A 15610-nucleotide genomic window follows, 5' to 3' on the forward strand; every position below is an offset into this window, starting at 1 on the left:
TGGTCAGCCCTCGGGCCGCAGCAGCCCGCGCCGGTAGGCCCGGACCAGGTGCTGCGGGACCAGATGGCGGACGCCGTCGACGGTGACCGGGACCAGCGTGGGCGTGGCCGCCTTCCACTGGGCGCGGCGGTGGCGGGTGTTGCTGCGGGACATCTTCCGCTTGGGGACAGCCATGGGGAACCTCGTCGTCGGTGGGTGCTCGCCCCCAGGGGGAGAGGGCGAGCACCGCGGACGCTATATGAAAATGGTTCCCATGAGCAATATGGCCGGTGTCAGCGGCGGCCGGGCTTGCGTGTGCCGGGCCGTGGCGGCGCGATGAACTGCAGCTCCAGGGTGACCGGCGGCGCGGCGAGACCCGGGCCGCCGGCCGCCGCCCACCCGGCGATCTCCTCCGTGCAGTCCTCGTCCATCGCGAACCCGATCCAGACGGGCCGCCCGCCGGCCAGCCGCCCGGCCGCCGACGGCTGGACGACGATGACGTTCGCCTGGTCGCAGGGGCCCAGGCAGTCCGTCGTCCGCACCTGGAAGCCGTGCTCGGCCGCCGCCGCGCGCAGCCGTTCCAACTGCCGGACGTGGTCGGTGCCCGGGTGTTTGCGCGGATCGCCGCAGCAGCAGCCCCGGCAGACCACGAGGGTGCAGGGACGCCGGCGGGCCGCGCCGATCAGGGCGGCACGGGGGGAGGGGAGGGCGGAGGGTGGCATGGGAGAAGCATGATCCATACGGGTGACGGCCCGGAAGACCGGGTCGGTCGGGTCAGCCGGGGCCGGTCGGGTCGGACGGCGTGCGCGGCTGTCCTGGGCGGAGTGTGATCCGGAGAGGGCCGACAGGAATCTGCCCGGCGCGGGCGCCCGTCTGTCTAGGGTGGGCGCGTGACCGACAGCAGCGCGCCTCCCGTCGCCGTCTTCGACCTCGACAACACCCTCGCCGACACCGCGCACCGGCAGCGGTTCCTCGAAAGCAAGCCGCGCGACTGGAACGCCTTCTTCGCCGCCGCCCCGGACGATCCGCCGCTCGCCGAGGGCATCGCGCTGGCGCTGGCGAGCGCCGAGGAGTGCGAGGTCGTCTATCTGACCGGACGGCCCGAGCGCTGCCGCCGGGACACGCTCGCCTGGCTCGCCGCGCAGGGGCTGCCCGAGGGCCGGCTGCACATGCGGGACGACCAGGACCGCAGGCCCGCCCGCCACACCAAACTGGAGGTGCTGCGGCAGCTCGCCCGCACCCGCGAGATCCGGATGCTCGTCGACGACGACGAACTGGTCTGCGACGACGCCGAACGCGCCGGTCTCACCGTCGTACGGGCGCGCTGGACCGCGCCGTCGGAGGCGCTGGGCGAGGCACAGGAGCAGGACGGGCGCACCTGACGGCGGGGGCCGGGCGGACGGCTGCCGGGCGCTCGATGCCGGGCCGATGCCGGGTGGGCCGGTGTCGGGCGGGTGGGTCTCGGGCCAGGCTGCCGGTCGGTCCGTGGTTGCCAGGCCGGTCCGTGGGTGTCAGACCGGTCCGTGGGTGTCAGGCCGGGGCGTCCAGGCGGAAGCCGACCTTGAGGCCGACCTGCCAGTGCGCCACCTGCCCGTCCTCGATGTGGCCGCGCACCTGCGTCACCTCGAACCAGTCGAGGTTGCGCACGGTCTGCGAGGCGCGGGCGATGCCGTTGCGGACAGCCTGCTCGACGCTGTCGGGCGAGGTGCCGACGATCTCGGTGACCCGGTAGGTGTGATCGGACATGCCGGTGCTCCTCTCGGTGGGCCCGCGACGGCCGGAGCGTCACGGGGGTCACGCGTCACTCCACCGTGCCCCAAGCCGCCGTCCGGCGCGAGACATCGCGGGCGCACTTGACCTCCGCATTGGTCCATACCAAAATCCAGAACACCCGTACGAGTCCCAGGTACTCGTCCCCCACGTCGGGCCCCTTCCCCTGTCCAGCAGAGAGAACAGGACCCCTCGTGAGACGTCGAAGCCTCCTCGCCGCCTGCGCATCCGCCGGCCTCCTCGCCGGGTGCGGACTGCTCCCGGGCGGCGAGGATCGGCGCACGGTCACCGTGTGGTTGATGAAGGGCAGCGCGCCCGAGGAGTTCCTGCGGCGCTTCACCGAGGAGTTCGAGCGCAAGAACTCCGGGCTGCGCCTCGACATCCGCATCCAGGAGTGGACCGGCATCGGCGACAAGGTGCAGGCCGCCGTGGACACCGGCACCGAGGAAGGCCCCGACGTCATCGAGGTCGGCAACACCCAGGTCTCGCAGTACGTGGAGCGCGACCGGCTGCTCGACCTGACCCTGGAGGCCCGGCTGCACTGGGGCGGTGAGGACTGGCTGCCCGGCCTCGCCGAGCCAGGGCAGCTGATGTCCCACCAGTACGGTATCCCCTGGTACGCGGCCAACCGGGTGGTCATCTACCGCAAGGACCTCTTCGAACAGGCCGGCGTCACCGCGCCGCCGCGCGACCGGGACGCCTGGCTCGACGCCACCGAACAGCTCAACTCCGGCGGGAACCAGGGCATCTACCTCGCAGGGCAGGACTGGTACACGCTCGCCGGGTTCATCTGGGAGGAGGGCGGCGGCCTCGCCGACGACGGGGGCGGCGGTGGCTGGCACGGCACCCTGGACACCCCGGCCGCGCTCCGCGGCATGGACTTCTACCAGCGGTTGCAGGCGCTCGGCGAGGGTCCCGTCGGCGCCGACGAGGAACACCCGCCGCAGGCCCAGGTGTTCGCGCGGGGCCAGGTCGCGCAGATGGTGGCGGTGCCAGGACTCGCCCGCACGGTCGTGGAGCAGAACCCGCAGCTCAAGGGGAAGTTGGGCTTCTTCCCGGTGCCGGGACGGCTCGCCGGGCGGCCGGGAGCGGTCTTCATCGGCGGCTCCGACCTCGTCATCCCGAACAACTCCAGGGAACGGGACGGCGCGGTCGCGGTCGTCGCCGCGCTCACCGGCGCCCGCTGGGACACCGAGCTGGCCCGCACCATGAACTACGTCCCCAACAAGAAGTCCCTCGCCAAGGCCGTCGGCGACGAGGAAGGGGTCGCCGCGATGGCCGCGGGCGCGGCCAGGGGGCAGGCCACGCCCAACTCCCCGCAGTGGGGCAAGGTCGAGGCCGACAACCCGATCAAGGAGTACATGACGAAGGTGCTCAAGGGCGCCGACCCGGCCACCGAGGCCAAGCGCGCCTCCCGCCGGATCACCGAGACGCTGACCTCGGTGGGCTGAGACGGGACCGGCGTCCTGGGACATCCGGTGTCGGGACGGCGCCGGGGCCGCACGTTCCCGGCCCCGGCGCCGCCCGTCCGCCCACCGGTCAGCGGCAGGTGCTCAGGGACAGCGCGAACCGGCCCTCGGAGTCCGTCCACCAGTGGGCCAACTCAAGTCCGGCCGCGTCCAGTTCGGCGCTGACCCCGTCCTTCCTGAACTTCGCGGAGATCTCGGTGCGCAGCTCCTCACCGGCCGCGAACTCCACCGCCAGGCCGAGCGCCGGGACCTTCACGGTCTGGTCGGCGCGCGAGCGCAGCCGCATCTCGATCCATTCCCGGTCGGCGTCCCAGAGGGCGACGTGGTCGAACGCTTCGGGGTCGAAGTCGGCGCCCAACTCCCGGTTGACGACCGTCAGGACGTTCTTGTCGAAGGCGGCCGTCACCCCGGCCGCGTCGTCGTACGCCCGCACCAGCACCGCCTCGTCCTTGACCAGGTCGGTGCCGAGCAGCAGCGCGTCTCCGGGGGAGAGCAGGGCGCGGATCGAGGCGAGGAACGCGGCCCTCTCCACCGGCGGCAGGTTGCCGATCGTGCCGCCGAGGAACGCCACGAGGCGGGGCCCCGGTGTCGTCGGCAGCGCCAGGGCGGCCGTGAAGTCGGCGATGAGGGCGTGCACGTGGAGGCCGGGACGCTCCGCGATCAGCGCGTGCCCGGCCTGGGTGAGGGCGCTCTCGCTGACGTCGACCGGTACATAGGTGTGCAGGTCGGTGAGGGCGGCGATGAGGTGGCGGGTCTTCTCCGAGGAGCCCGAGCCGAGTTCGACGAGGGTGCGGGCGCGGGTGGCCTCGCGGATCTCGGCGGAGCGGTCGACCAGGATCTCCCGTTCGGCGCGCGTCGGGTAGTACTCGGGCAGCTCGGTGATCCGCTCGAACAGGTCGCTGCCGCGCGCGTCGTAGAACCACTTCGGCGGCAGCGTCTTCGGGGTGCCGGTGAGACCGCGCAGGACGTCGGCGCGCAGCGCCGCCTCCGTGGCGTCCTCGGGCAGGGTGCGGGTGAGAAGGAACGGGCTCACGTGCGGGGCTCCTTCGACGGTGCGGGTGCCGAGCCTGGGCTCGGCTCCTTGAGCTCGGTGAGCAGCAGGTCCGTGCGGCTCGCGGTGAGGAGGGTGCGGTCGGGGACCTCGCACCAGTGCGGATCGTCGTCGTACGGTTCGGACGCGACGACGGTGCCGCGGCCGGGACCGGCCAGGTACCAGAGGGTGTCGCCCCAGGCGGTCGCGGCGACGGTGTCCGGGCCGGCCAGGAGCAGGTTGAGCCGGGCGCCGGGGGCCGCCTCGGCGACCTCCGTGACGGTGGAGGCCAGGGCGCGGCCGGGATCGTCGCCCGCCCGCAGCCGGGCGAGCACCAGCGCCCACACGAACGCCGAGTCGTTGCGGGCGTCGAGGGAGAGCAGGTCCGCCGGGGGCAGCGCGGGCACCAGCGGGGCGAGCGAGCGCGGCCAGCCGGGCACCGAGCCGTTGTGGCTGAACAGCCAGGACCCGCCGGCGAACGGCGCCGCCGCGGCCTCCCCGTCGGCGCCGGGCAGCGTGGCGTCCCGGACGGCGCCGAGCAGCGACCCGGACCGTACGACCCGGGCCAGATCGGCGAACGTCAGGTCCCCCCAGATCGGCCCGGCCCGCCGGTACCTGGCCGGCACCGGATCGCCCTCCGCGTACCAACCGACGCCGAAACCGTCGGCGTTGACGGTCCCGTGCCGCTGCCTGCGGGGCTGCCACGACTGCCGCAGCAGGCTGTGCGGCGGCTCCGTCAGCAGGCTGCCGAGCGCCACCGGCGGCCCCAGGTAGGCGAGATGACGGCACATCAGACGGCCGCCGAGCGCGCGGTGCGGAACCCGGAGAAGATCTGCCGCCTGATCGGGTAGTCCCAGTTGCGGAACGTGCCACGGCAGGCCACCGCGTCCACGGCGAACGAACCGCCGCGCAGCACCTTGTGGTCGGGCCCGAAGAACACCTCGGAGTACTCCTTGTACGGGAACGCCCTGAACCCCGGGTAGGGCAGGAAGTCGCTCGACGTCCACTCCCACACGTCACCGATCAACTGCCGTACGCCGAGCGGCGACTCGCCCTCCGGGTAGCTGCCCGCCGGGGCCGGCCGCAGATGCCGCTGGCCGAGGTTGGCGTGCTCGGGCCCCGGGTCCGCGTCGCCCCACGGGTAGCGCGTCGAGCGGTCGCCCGCGGGGTCGTGCCGGGCGGCCTTCTCCCACTCGGCCTCGGTCGGCAGCCGCCGTCCGGCCCAGCGGGCGTACGCGTCGGCCTCGTACCAGCACACGTGCACCACCGGCTCGTTCGCGGGCACCACCTCGGTCACCCCGAACCTGCGGCGCAGCCACTGCTTGCCGTCCCGGCGCCAGAACAGCGGCGCGGTGATGGCGGCGCGGCGGATGTGCGCCCAGCCGTCCGGCGTCCACCAGCGTTCGTCGTCGTAGCCGCCGTCGTCGATGAACGCCTGGTAGGCGCCGTTGGTGACCGGGGCCGTGTCGATGTGGAACGGCGCCACCTCACGCCGGTGCGCGGGGCGTTCGTTGTCGAGCGCCCACGGCTCGTCGGAGGTGCCCATGGTGAACGGACCGCCGGGGACGAGGACTTCGGCCGGTCCCGTGTGCAGCGGCGCCGGTTCTGGATCGGGGGCCGTCAGCGCCGCGGGGCCGGTGCGGAGCTGGTGGGTGATCAGCATCGTCTCGTCGTGCTGCTGTTCGTGCTGGGCGATCATGCCGAAGGCGAAACCGGCCTCGGTCAGCCGGGTGCCGTGGAAGGCGGTGCCCTCCAGCACGTCGAGGGCCCGGCCGCGGACCTCCGCCGCGTAGGCGCGGGCCTCCGCGGGGGGCAGCAGCGGCAGCGAGGGGCGGGCCGAGCGCGGGTGCTCGAAGGCGTCGTAGATGCCGTCGATCTCGGGCCGTATCGCCTCCCGTCCCGCGACGGTCCGCAGCAGCCACTGCTCCTCCTGGTTGCCGATGTGCGCGAGGTCCCAGACCAGCGGCGACATCAGCGGGGAGTGCTGGGCGGTGAGGTCGGGGTCCTCGACGCAGCTGGTCAGCAGGGTGGTGCGGGCACGGGCGGTGGTGAGGGTGGCCACCGCCCGCTCCCGCAGCGCCTCGGCGTCGGGGGCGGGGCCGGTCATGTGGGGATGTCCTTCCCGTGAGCGCGCGCGGGGGTGCCGCGCAGCTGGTCGAGCAGTTCGTCGGCGGGGCAGCGGGCCCGCAGGACGTACCGGTCGAGGTGGGCCGCCACCGCGTCGACGACCTCGGTGGTGGCGCCGAGCCGGGGCAGCGCGCCGAGGGCCGCGGTGAAGCAGGCGACGGCGGCCTCGTGCAGCTCCGGGTCGGTCAGGGCGTACCTGGCCGCGTCGGTCCACAGCGGGTTGTGCGGCGCGGGCAGCCCGAGCGCCCGCTCCGAGAGGGGCTTCACCGCCCGGTAGGCGGTCTCGGCCGCCTCCGCGTCGTCGAACAGCGCGGCCGTGACGGCGAGCGGCACGATCCAGCCGTCGTCGCCCGGCTGTGCGTCGATCATCCGCAGTTCCAGGTGCCCGCGCGGTCTGACCGGCGGGAACAGGGTGGTGATGTGGTAGTCGAGATCCGCCCGGGTGGGCGTCCCCGATCTGGTCCACTCCCGGAAGGTGAGCCCTTCCGGGACCTCCCAGGGCCCGCTGTCGCGCCGGACGCACATCACCGGCGCGTCGAGCACATGCCGGGCCCACGCGCCCCGCGGGTCGCCGTTGAGCGGGGGCGCCCCGGCGCGGCCCGCGCCGATCTCCGCCCACAGCAGTTGCCGGGTGGAGCGCCAGCCGGTGGGCTCGTGCCCGGCCAGCGGTGAGTTCGCGAACGCGGCCACCAGGACCGGGCCCAACTGGTGGGCCAGCCACCAGCGCCGCCCGTGGCCGAGCGGCCCCGGTTCCTCGTGGCCCGCGTCCACCGACACCTGGACGGAGGCGGAGGCGCACATCATGGCGCGGCCGGCCGGACCGGTGCGGTCGAGGCAGGCTTCCATGGCGTCGTAGCGGGGTTCGCGCAGGAAACGGCGCGGTGTGTGCCAGGGGTCGTGGCCGAGACCCACGAGGCCGAGGTCCTGCCGGGCGAGAGCCGAGCGGACGGCGTCGAGGTCGGCCGAGACGGTGGTGACGCACTCCATCAGCGACGCCGCGGGCGGCGAGCTCAGCTCCAGCTGGCCGCCGGGTTCCACGGTGAGCGCCGACCCGAGGGGGACGGAGCGCAGTGCGGCGTAGGCCGCTTCGAGTCGTTCGGCCGTCACGGGACGCCGCGGTTCGCGCAGGTCGTGGACGAGCCATTCCACTTCCACCCCGAGGACGCGGGGTGGTCCCGTCTTGAAGCAGATGCCCCTGACCAGGGCCTCCACCTCGGCTTCGGTGACCGCGGTGCGCGGGGTACGGGGTGCCGTACAGTCGCCGGGGTCACTCAGTGCTTCGGACATGTCGGGATCCCTTCGGAGATTCCACCATGCCGCCGGTCCGGTTCGGCGGGGCGTCCGGGCGGCGACACTCGTCCAAGCCAAGACCTTCCCGCCGGTTCGCACAAGGGTGCGTACCCGGACGTTCCGGCTCGGTTCTGATCGCTTCCCGGCTGTTTCGTTTCGACTTTCCCAGTCGTTCCCGATTCTTCGCGCTTGTTGTCGCTTGTTTCCAGCCGTTATTGATCGTTCCTCGGTGTCCCCGATCGATCCGGGGCCGGGAAAACGCGTTGCGTCACGCGTCCAGCATCGCCCACGATGCGTGCGTGAGCACGACGGAGGAGACCGCGCGGGGGCGCGGGCACGGCGCCCACGGGGGTGGCGCCCTGAGCGCGCGCCTGCGCGGGATCGCCCGGTAGAGGGAACAGGCCGGGCAGGCCGGAAGGCCGCGGAGTGCCAGGCGCCCGCAGGCCGCACGGTGTCCTCGCGACGGCGACAGCGACGACGGCGAGGGCGACGGCGACGCGGGCCCCCGGACGCACCGGCCGGGCGCGGAGCCGCCCCCGGACCTCGGCGGACGGGCCTCGGCTGGACGGGTGGTCCGTCCGAACCGTCGAGCGGACGAGGCCCGCGGCCTTCGACCGCGGGCCAGGGCGGACCGTCCGGACCTGCGGTCGAGCGGGCCTTCCCGGGCGTCAGTTCCAGCCGTAGCGCTCCCGCAGCCGGTTGCGCACCAGGTTGAACCGGCCGCGGTCCAGGGCGCACGCCTCCCGGCGCATGCCGTCGTCGTGCAGCCGCAGCACCCGGTCCACGTCCACCCACGAGTCGCGCCCCGACCGGTCCCACGGACCCGAGCCGATCGGCACCCACTCGTGGTCGGCGTCGTGCCGCTTGCTGGACAGCTGCACGGCCAGCACGGTGCCGGCCGGCTCCCTGGCCACCACCAGGACCGGCCGGTCCTTGCCCCGCCCGTCGTTCTCCTCGAACGGCACCCACGTCCAGACGATCTCGCCGGGGTCCGGGTCGCCGTCGTGTTCGGGGGAGTACTCGGTACGGACCTGGCCGACCTCGCGGGGGTCGGCCTCGGTGGTCGCGGTGGGGCCGAAACGGCCCGGGACGTTCTCATCGGTAAACGCAGTCACGGGGGCACTGTATGAGGTGCCCCCGTGACCGCGTTCAGGCACCCGGCGGTCAGTCCTCCCGCACCGGTATCTTCTCCACCGCCGGCGGGACGACCCCGTTCAGCGGTGAAGTCCCGTTCGGCACCGGCTCGTTCTGGTCCATGGACGCCAACAGCTTCCGGGCCAGGCCGAGTCCGGTGCCGCCCATGGTGAGGGCCTTGGCCAGCAGCTCGGAGACGCCGTCGGCCCCGTTCAGCACCACCATGTTGTCGACCGAGCCGAACGCCGACGCCCCGGCCCGCACGATCTCCGGCCAGTTCTCGGCGAGTTGCTGGGCGACCACCGCCTCCTGGTTCTCGGCGAGCGCGGCGGCCCGCGCCTTGATGGCCTCCGCCTCCGCGAGGCCCCTGGCTCTCGTCGCCTCGGCGTTGGCGAGCCCCTTCGCCTGCGCGGCCGCGGCCTCCGCCTCACCGGTGGCCCGGGTCGCCGACGCGCCGGCCTCGCCCCGCGTCCTGGTGGCCTCCGCCTCGGCACTCGCGGCCTGTTTGACCCGCGTCGCCTCGGCGGCCGCGGCCAGTTCGGTCTCCCGGGCCCTCGCCTCCGCCGCCGAGATCCGCGCGTCCCGGTCGGCCTCGGCCAGCGTGCGCTTCTCGTAGGCCTGCGCGTCGGCCGGCTTGCGGACATCCACCTGGAGCTGCTGCTCCCGGCGCTGCGCCTCCAGTTCGGCGACCCGTGTCTCCTGGACGACGACCTCCTGCCTGGCCCCGGCGTCGGCGAGCGGCCCGGCCTGCCGCGCCTTCGCCGCCGCGTGGTCGCGCTCGGCCTGGTAACCGGCCTGGAGGATCTCGCTGTCCCGGGTGGCCTCCGCCATCCGCGCGAACGACTGCTGCTCCGCCTCGGTGGCGAGCCGGTTCGCCTCCGCCTGCGCGATCCGCGCGTCCCGCTGGACGGCCGCCGCGTGCGGCATCGCCAGGTTCTGGATGTACCCGGTCGGGTCCTCGATCTCGTGGATCTGCAACGAGTCGACGATCAGCCCCAGTTTCTCCATCTCGGTGCCGCACGCGGCCCGCGTCTGCCCGGTCAGCTTCTCCCGGTCGCGGATCATGTCCTCAACGGTCAACCCGCCCACGATGGACCGCAGATGACCGGCGAACACGTTGTGCACCCGCTCCGACATCAGCCGCTGCTGGTCGAGGAAGCGGCGGCCCGCGTTGGCGATCGACACGAAGTCGTCGCCGACCTTGAAGATGACCACGCCCCGCACCTTGAGCGGAATGCCCTGGTGGGTCACGCAGTCCACGTGCAACTCGGTCTCGTTCAGGTCCAGCGACAGCTTGCGCACCGCCTGCACGCCCGGCAGCACCATCGTGCCGCGCCCGGTGACGATGCGGAACCCCATCCCCTCCTCAAGACCCTCGGTGCGGTGCTTGGAACCGGAGATGATCAGCGCCTCGTTCGGCTCCGCGACCCGCCACATCATCTTGAACAGACCGATCAGAAAGGCGACGGCGGCAACCGCCGCGCCCGCTACGACGCCGACAAACATCGGCATACGCCCCCTTTGCCTGGTGCCCTTCCGGCACCGAACGAAGGGAGTGTGCTCCCGCGCGGGGCCGGGGAGAAGGCACCGGCCGACCCTTGTCGCAATCTTGACGCGGAAGTCCCTTGCTGTCCGCCTCACCTGGGCGGACGAGGGCTCAACTGTCGTACGCGGGCGAGACGTAGACGGTCCGCGGGGGCAGGTACTCCACCACCATGACCACGGTGCCCGACTCGATCCGCTCGGCGCCCTGGGCCGGGTACGCGAGGAAGTGCTCGGCCCCGCCCCGCACCCGGACGATCACCTCACCGACGAGCCCGGGACCCACCGTGCCGGTGACCCGCCCCATCAGCCCCACCATCGACGCGTCGCCCATGGCCACAGGGTAAGGGCAGCGCGGACGCCCGACACCGCACCGTTCCCACGGCACTGCGCCTGTCATGTCCAAACCATTGACGACCCCGCACCCCACGCCTACCTTCTGACCGACTTCCCGAACCGAGTTCGTCATCTCGAACACCGGACGACGAACAACGAGCCCCCCGCACCCCGCGACCCCCGCACCCCATGACACCCCCGCGCGACCCCCCGCACCCCCGCGACCCCCGCACCCCACGACGAAGCCGCACGCGATCACGCACGTGTTCAGATCACGCACGTGTTCAGATCACGCACGTGTCCAGATCACGCATGTGTCCAAGGGAGAGCCGCCCGTGACCCTGCCCCGCTCCGCACCGCCGTCCCGCCGCGCCCTGCTGCGCGCGCTGGCCGCCCTGCCCGCCTCGGCGCTCGTCCTGGGCGAGGCGCCAGGACTCCTCGGCACCGCCCGCGCCGCCGCGCCGCCGAGCGGCTCCGCCACCCGGTACACCATCGTGCCGTTCCTCAACAGCGACGACGGCACGGTGAACGTCTACCAGTCCGACGACGCCACCGACTTCCGGCTGCTCAAGTCCTCCGCGTACCGGCCGCCGAGCAACAGGATCAGGGACGCCAGCGTCCTCAAGCACACCGACGGCTTCTACTACGTCACCTACACCACGCACACCTGGCAGGACGTGAGCACCACCATCGGCTTCGCCCGCAGCGCCGACCGGCTCAACTGGACCTGGCTGTACGACCATCCGGTGCCGATCAGCGGCCTCTCCCGGGCCTGGGCGCCGGAGTGGTTCGTCGACAGCGACGGCAGCGTCGGCGTCGTCGTCTCCTGCTCGGTCACCAGCGACGAGTGGATCTTCACGCCGTATCTGCTGAAGGCCGCCGACCCGGCCCTCACCGCGTGGAGTTCACCGGTCGCCCTGTCCGGCATCGGCGCCAACCACATCGACACCTACCTCGTGAGGACCGGCTCGACCTACCACGCGTTCACCAAGAACGAGACGACCAAGTACATCGAGTACGCCACCGCGAGCCGCGCGACCGGCCCCTACACCCTGTCGCGGACCGGCGACTGGGCCGGCTGGGGCAGCTACCGCGAGGGCCCGTCCGTCATCCAGCTCGACAACGGCGCCTGGCGGATCTTCTTCGACGGCTACGGCGACGGCTCCTACTACTACAGCGACAGCTACGACACCTTCGCCACCTGGAGCGCCCCGAAGGCCCTGCCCGTCCTCTCCGGTACGGCACGGCACTTCACCGTCATCAAGGAGACGGTGTCCGGCGGACCGGCCGTCACCAAGAACGTCAAGGGGTCCCTCCAGTCCGTCAACTACCCCACCCGCTACTGGCAGGCGCAGTCCGGGCTGCTCAACCTCCCCGTGGTGACGGCGTCCAGCACCGCCGCCGAGAAGCAGGCGTCCGTCTTCACGGTCGTCGCGGGGCTGGCCGACCCGGGCGGCTTCTCGTTCGTCGCCCCGTCCGGCGCCTATCTGCGCCACTGGGACTTCCGGGGCCGCTTCGACGCCGACGACGGCACGTCGACGTTCGCCAAGGACGCGACGTTCGTCGCCCGCACCGGATCGGCCACCGGCTCGGTCAGGTTCGAGTCGTACAACTACCCCGGCTCCTACCTGCGCCACTACAACTACCAGCTCCGCGTGGACCGTTCTGACGGCACCGACACCTTCCGGCAGGACAGCTCGTTCAAGGTGACGACCGCCTGGGCGTGAGCCCGACGGACGGGGGCCGGCACCGGCGTGCGCGGGTACCGCGCCGAAACGCGCCTGGGGAGCCGTCAGTTGGGCATTCATCCCGCAGGGACGGACGGCGGGGGTCGGATGCAGTTCATCGAGGTGACCGAAGCGGCCGGGGTGCGCTCGGCCGTCACACGGTTTTGGCGGCCGGACTCGCGGGTGCGGTTCCTGCTCTGTCCGATGATCCATCTCGCCGAGCCCGCGTTCTACCGCGAGGTCACCGCACGCCTGCGGCGCGACTGCGACCTGGTGGTCGCGGAGGGCAGCGGCGACGCCGCCCCGGCCGCCGACGCGCTCGTCGCCTCCTACGCCCGGCTCGACGGCCGTGAAAGGCTCGGCCTCGTCGTCCAGGACATCGATCCGCGCACCCTCGGCGTGCCCGTGATCCACCCCGACCTGAACGGTCAGGAGCCTCAACGCGGCCACCGGGAACCGCCGTTGAGGGAACGCGTCACGCTGGCCGCGCTGGTGCCCGCCGTCCTGGCCGGCATGCGGCTGTTCGGCACCCGGCGCTACCTCGCCCGCCACCTCACCACCGAAGACCTCCTGAGCCGGACCGAGGGACGGGCCCAGGACGCCCCGCAAAACGACGACGACCGGGTCCTCGGCCGCCGCGACCGGCTGCTGACCGAGGCGCTGACCCGGCTGCACCACACCGCGACCGGCCCCCGCACCGTCGGCGTCCTGTACGGCGCCGCGCACATGCGCGCCGCCGCCACCGCGCTCACCGGCCTCGGCTACCACGCGGACGGCGCCGACTGGCTGACGGTCTTCACCCTCGACCCACCGGCCGGAAGCGACAGCCCCGGCTGACCCGCGCCCCGGCGGCTCTCGGCGTCCGCCGGGCGGGAGGATCTCGTACCGGCCACGGATCGGTTGCGGGCCGGACGCTCCACCGTCCGGGTGCGGCCGGACGCGGCAGCATCACCGCGTATGACGAGAGACCGCTGTGTCGACTTCCTGCGTGCGTGGGCGATCGTCTCGGTCGTGGCGGGCCACTGGCTGATCACCGCCCTGCGACACGGCTCCGACGGCGGGATCACCGCCCCCGAACTCCTCGCCGACGTCCCCTGGACGCGGTGGCTGACCCCGCTGTTCCAGATCATGCCGCTGTTCTTCCTCGCGGGCGGCCACGCGGCCGGCGGCTCCTGGGACCGGGCGCGGGCCGGCGGCGCCACCGTCACCGGCTGGGTGGGCCGCCGCGCCGTCCGGCTGCTGCTGCCGACCGCCGCGTACAGCGCCCCCGTGCTGCTCGCCGTCGCGGTGAGCGCCGCGCTCGGCGTCGACTCGGACACCCTCGCCCTCGTCGGCTGGGCGATGGCCATGCAGTTCTGGTTCCTGCCGGTGTATCTGCTGGTCAGCGCCCTGACGCCGGTCCTGTACGGGGCGCACGCGCGCTGGGGTCTCGCGGTCCCCGCCACGCTCGGGGCGCTCGCCGTGGCCGTCGGCACCCTCTCCCTGACCGCCGACCTGCCCCGTCTCGGACTCCTCAACCACCTCCTCGTCTGGGCCGTCGCCTACCAACTCGGCTTCTGCTGGCGCGACGGCAGGCTCGACGGCCACCGCCCCCTGGCCCTCGCGCTGGGCGGCGGCGCGGCCTTCGCGGCGCTGGTCGCGCTCGGCCCGTTCCCGCTCAGCCTGATCCTGGTGACAGGCGAGCCCGTCTCCAACACCGATCCGCCCTCGGTGGCGATGCTCGCCTGGGTCCTCGCGCAGTGCGGCCTCTGCCTGCTCGCCGTCCCCGGCCTGCGCCGCCTGCTCGCACCCGACGGCGTCCGGCGCCTGGTGGGCCCGGTCGGCGGGGTCAGCATGACCCTCTACCTCTGGCACATGCTGCCCGTCCTCGTCGTCGCCGCGGCCCTCTACCTGCCCGGCCTCGCCCCCGAACCCGCGGTGGGCTCCGCCGCCTGGTGGGCGCTGCGGGTGCCGTGGCTGCTGCTGCTCGCCGTCCTCCTGGCGGCGGTCACGGCCGTGGTGCGGCCGGTGGAGGGCGCGCTCGTCGACCGCTACGAGCAGGCCAGGCCCGACGGCGCCCGCTGCCGGCCCTGGCTGCTCTGGCCGGGACTCGCCGTGAGCGCCGTCGTGCTGACCCGCTTCGCCGCCCACGGGTTCGCCGAGGACGGCCGGTTCCCCGCCCTGCCCGCGCTGGGCCTCGCGGCGGGCACGGCGCTGGTGCTGCTGCACCGCAGGCGCGGAGCACCGCCCGCCGGGCGCCCGGCCCCGTCCGCGCTCGAAGAGGCGGCCTGAGCACGGGAGTTCACCGGGGCGACGGACCGAGACCGGTACGGGCCGGCTCCGGGCGGTGGACCCCGCGCGGCCGGCACCCGGGTTCCTCCCCCGCGCACCGGGTGGGGGAGCGGGGTGCCCAGCGGGTCGAGGGCGTAGCTGACGGAGAGGATGCGGTGGAGCGCCGCCCCGTCCTCTCCGTCGAAGCCGTCCTCCTCCGGCGTGGGCAGCGGCTCGCCCAGCTCCGGGACCAGACCGGAGTCCGAGTCCGAGTCCGGGTCCTGGGCCGACGCACGGCGCCGTAGGTGCTCCTCGGGCGTCAGGGTCTGTCGTCCGGATCAGGCGGCGCCGAGGTGCGGTGCCCTGTCGGCCCGCCCGAACGCTCGTTGTCAGTGCCCCGGCGTACGGTCCGCCGTATGCCTCGCCTACCGATCGGACCCCGCACCCTCGACGCCGCGTTCCTCGAAGTCCGGCGCGCGGAGCACGGCCGCGACGCCGCCCTCGCGTGGCTCGGGGCGCCCGGAGCGGCCCGCGAGGGGCCGTTGGGCTGCGAGGTGTGGGTCTTCGACCCGTCGCTGACCCAGGTGGTGCTGGTGAGGCACCGCGTGCGCGGCTGGGTCCCGCCGGGCGGCCAGGTGGAGGACGGCGAGACACTCCGGGAGGCCGCGCTGCGCGAGCTGGCCGAAGAGACCGGTCTGCGGGCCGAGTTGCTCGCAGCGCCCGCCGCCGCCACCCTGCGCGTGTACCGGCCCGAGGGGCAGCCCGTCATGAGCGTGTCCTTCGTGGCCGTCCTCGATCGGGTGATTCCGCTGCGGCCCGAGGCGGGCCAGCCGGCCCGGTGGTGGCCCCTCGACCTGCCGTGGACGGGGTGGTTCGCCGAGGACAGGCCCCGCATGACCGACCGCGCGGTCCGGCTCGCGGCGGCCCGGTCGGCGGGGCGGTCCTAGGGTGATCGC

At 73.5% G+C, this 15610-nt stretch carries 16 protein-coding genes; 6 read left to right on the forward strand and 10 right to left on the reverse strand.

Annotated elements, in window-relative coordinates; all coding sequences use genetic code 11:
• Positions 1-3 precede the first annotated feature (3 nt).
• Both rpmF and DDJ31_RS34515 read right to left on the reverse strand, forming a co-directional pair.
• Positions 4-174 (reverse strand): 50S ribosomal protein L32, encoded by a 171-nt coding sequence (gene rpmF, locus DDJ31_RS34510; RefSeq protein ID WP_127176483.1) that lies wholly within the window; start codon positions 172-174, stop codon positions 4-6.
• A 98-nt stretch (positions 175-272) separates the two neighbouring features.
• Positions 273-701, reverse strand: a complete 429-nt coding sequence (locus DDJ31_RS34515; protein WP_127176482.1) for a (2Fe-2S) ferredoxin domain-containing protein — start codon at positions 699-701, stop codon at positions 273-275.
• A 168-nt stretch (positions 702-869) separates the two neighbouring features.
• Here DDJ31_RS34515 and DDJ31_RS34520 point away from each other — a divergent pair, with 168 nt between their 5' ends.
• A complete protein-coding gene (locus tag DDJ31_RS34520) occupies positions 870-1361 on the forward strand; it encodes an LNS2 domain-containing protein (RefSeq protein WP_127176481.1) in 492 nt (163 codons plus the stop codon).
• 148 nt (positions 1362-1509) lie between these two features.
• Here the strand turns inward: DDJ31_RS34520 and DDJ31_RS34525 are convergent, their stop codons facing one another.
• Positions 1510-1725, reverse strand: a complete 216-nt coding sequence (locus tag DDJ31_RS34525; RefSeq protein WP_127176480.1) for a dodecin — start codon at positions 1723-1725, stop codon at positions 1510-1512.
• 218 nt (positions 1726-1943) lie between these two features.
• Here DDJ31_RS34525 and DDJ31_RS34530 point away from each other — a divergent pair, with 218 nt between their 5' ends.
• Positions 1944-3200 (forward strand): extracellular solute-binding protein, encoded by a 1257-nt coding sequence (locus DDJ31_RS34530; RefSeq protein WP_127176479.1) that lies wholly within the window; start codon positions 1944-1946, stop codon positions 3198-3200.
• Between the two features lie 88 nt (positions 3201-3288).
• On the opposite strand, the gene egtD is transcribed toward DDJ31_RS34530, so the two are convergent.
• The 7 genes from egtD to DDJ31_RS34565 all read right to left on the reverse strand — a co-directional run bounded on the left by egtD (position 3289) and on the right by DDJ31_RS34565 (position 10675).
• Positions 3289-4251, reverse strand: coding sequence for an L-histidine N(alpha)-methyltransferase (gene egtD, locus DDJ31_RS34535; RefSeq protein WP_127176478.1), 963 nt, complete (start codon positions 4249-4251; stop codon positions 3289-3291).
• Positions 4248-5039, reverse strand: a complete 792-nt coding sequence (gene egtC / locus DDJ31_RS34540) for an ergothioneine biosynthesis protein EgtC (protein WP_127176477.1) — start codon at positions 5037-5039, stop codon at positions 4248-4250. Before egtC ends, egtD begins: the two co-directional genes overlap by 4 nt.
• Positions 5039-6355: an ergothioneine biosynthesis protein EgtB gene (gene egtB / locus DDJ31_RS34545; protein WP_127176476.1), complete on the reverse strand. Its 1317-nt coding sequence runs from the start codon at positions 6353-6355 to the stop codon at positions 5039-5041. The genes egtC and egtB overlap by 1 nt, the downstream gene beginning before the upstream one ends.
• The gene (egtA, locus tag DDJ31_RS34550; RefSeq protein WP_127176475.1) at positions 6352-7662 is read right to left on the reverse strand and encodes an ergothioneine biosynthesis glutamate--cysteine ligase EgtA; all 1311 of its coding nucleotides are present in this window, start codon (positions 7660-7662) and stop codon (positions 6352-6354) included. The genes egtB and egtA overlap by 4 nt, the downstream gene beginning before the upstream one ends.
• Before the next feature lie 671 nt (positions 7663-8333).
• Positions 8334-8780 (reverse strand): type II toxin-antitoxin system PemK/MazF family toxin, encoded by a 447-nt coding sequence (locus DDJ31_RS34555; protein ID WP_127176474.1) that lies wholly within the window; start codon positions 8778-8780, stop codon positions 8334-8336.
• A 49-nt stretch (positions 8781-8829) separates the two neighbouring features.
• Positions 8830-10311, reverse strand: coding sequence for a flotillin family protein (locus tag DDJ31_RS34560; RefSeq protein ID WP_127176473.1), 1482 nt, complete (start codon positions 10309-10311; stop codon positions 8830-8832).
• A gap of 145 nt (positions 10312-10456) precedes the next feature.
• Entirely contained in the window at positions 10457-10675 is a 219-nt protein-coding gene (locus tag DDJ31_RS34565; protein ID WP_240677977.1) for a hypothetical protein, read from the reverse strand.
• Positions 10676-11012: 337 nt separating this feature from the next.
• Between DDJ31_RS34565 and DDJ31_RS34570 the strand changes: the two genes are divergently transcribed.
• The 4 genes from DDJ31_RS34570 to DDJ31_RS34585 all read left to right on the forward strand — a co-directional run bounded on the left by DDJ31_RS34570 (position 11013) and on the right by DDJ31_RS34585 (position 15601).
• Positions 11013-12404, forward strand: a complete 1392-nt coding sequence (locus DDJ31_RS34570) for an AbfB domain-containing protein (RefSeq protein ID WP_431026691.1) — start codon at positions 11013-11015, stop codon at positions 12402-12404.
• A 108-nt stretch (positions 12405-12512) separates the two neighbouring features.
• Positions 12513-13241, forward strand: coding sequence for a hypothetical protein (locus DDJ31_RS34575; protein ID WP_164784836.1), 729 nt, complete (start codon positions 12513-12515; stop codon positions 13239-13241).
• A gap of 120 nt (positions 13242-13361) precedes the next feature.
• Entirely contained in the window at positions 13362-14675 is a 1314-nt protein-coding gene (locus tag DDJ31_RS34580; protein WP_127176470.1) for an acyltransferase family protein, read from the forward strand.
• A 395-nt stretch (positions 14676-15070) separates the two neighbouring features.
• A complete protein-coding gene (locus DDJ31_RS34585) occupies positions 15071-15601 on the forward strand; it encodes an NUDIX domain-containing protein (RefSeq protein WP_127176469.1) in 531 nt (176 codons plus the stop codon).
• Positions 15602-15610: the final 9 nt, after the last annotated feature.

It is taken from the genome of Streptomyces griseoviridis, assembly GCF_005222485.1.
Lineage (GTDB): Bacteria > Actinomycetota > Actinomycetes > Streptomycetales > Streptomycetaceae > Streptomyces > Streptomyces hintoniae.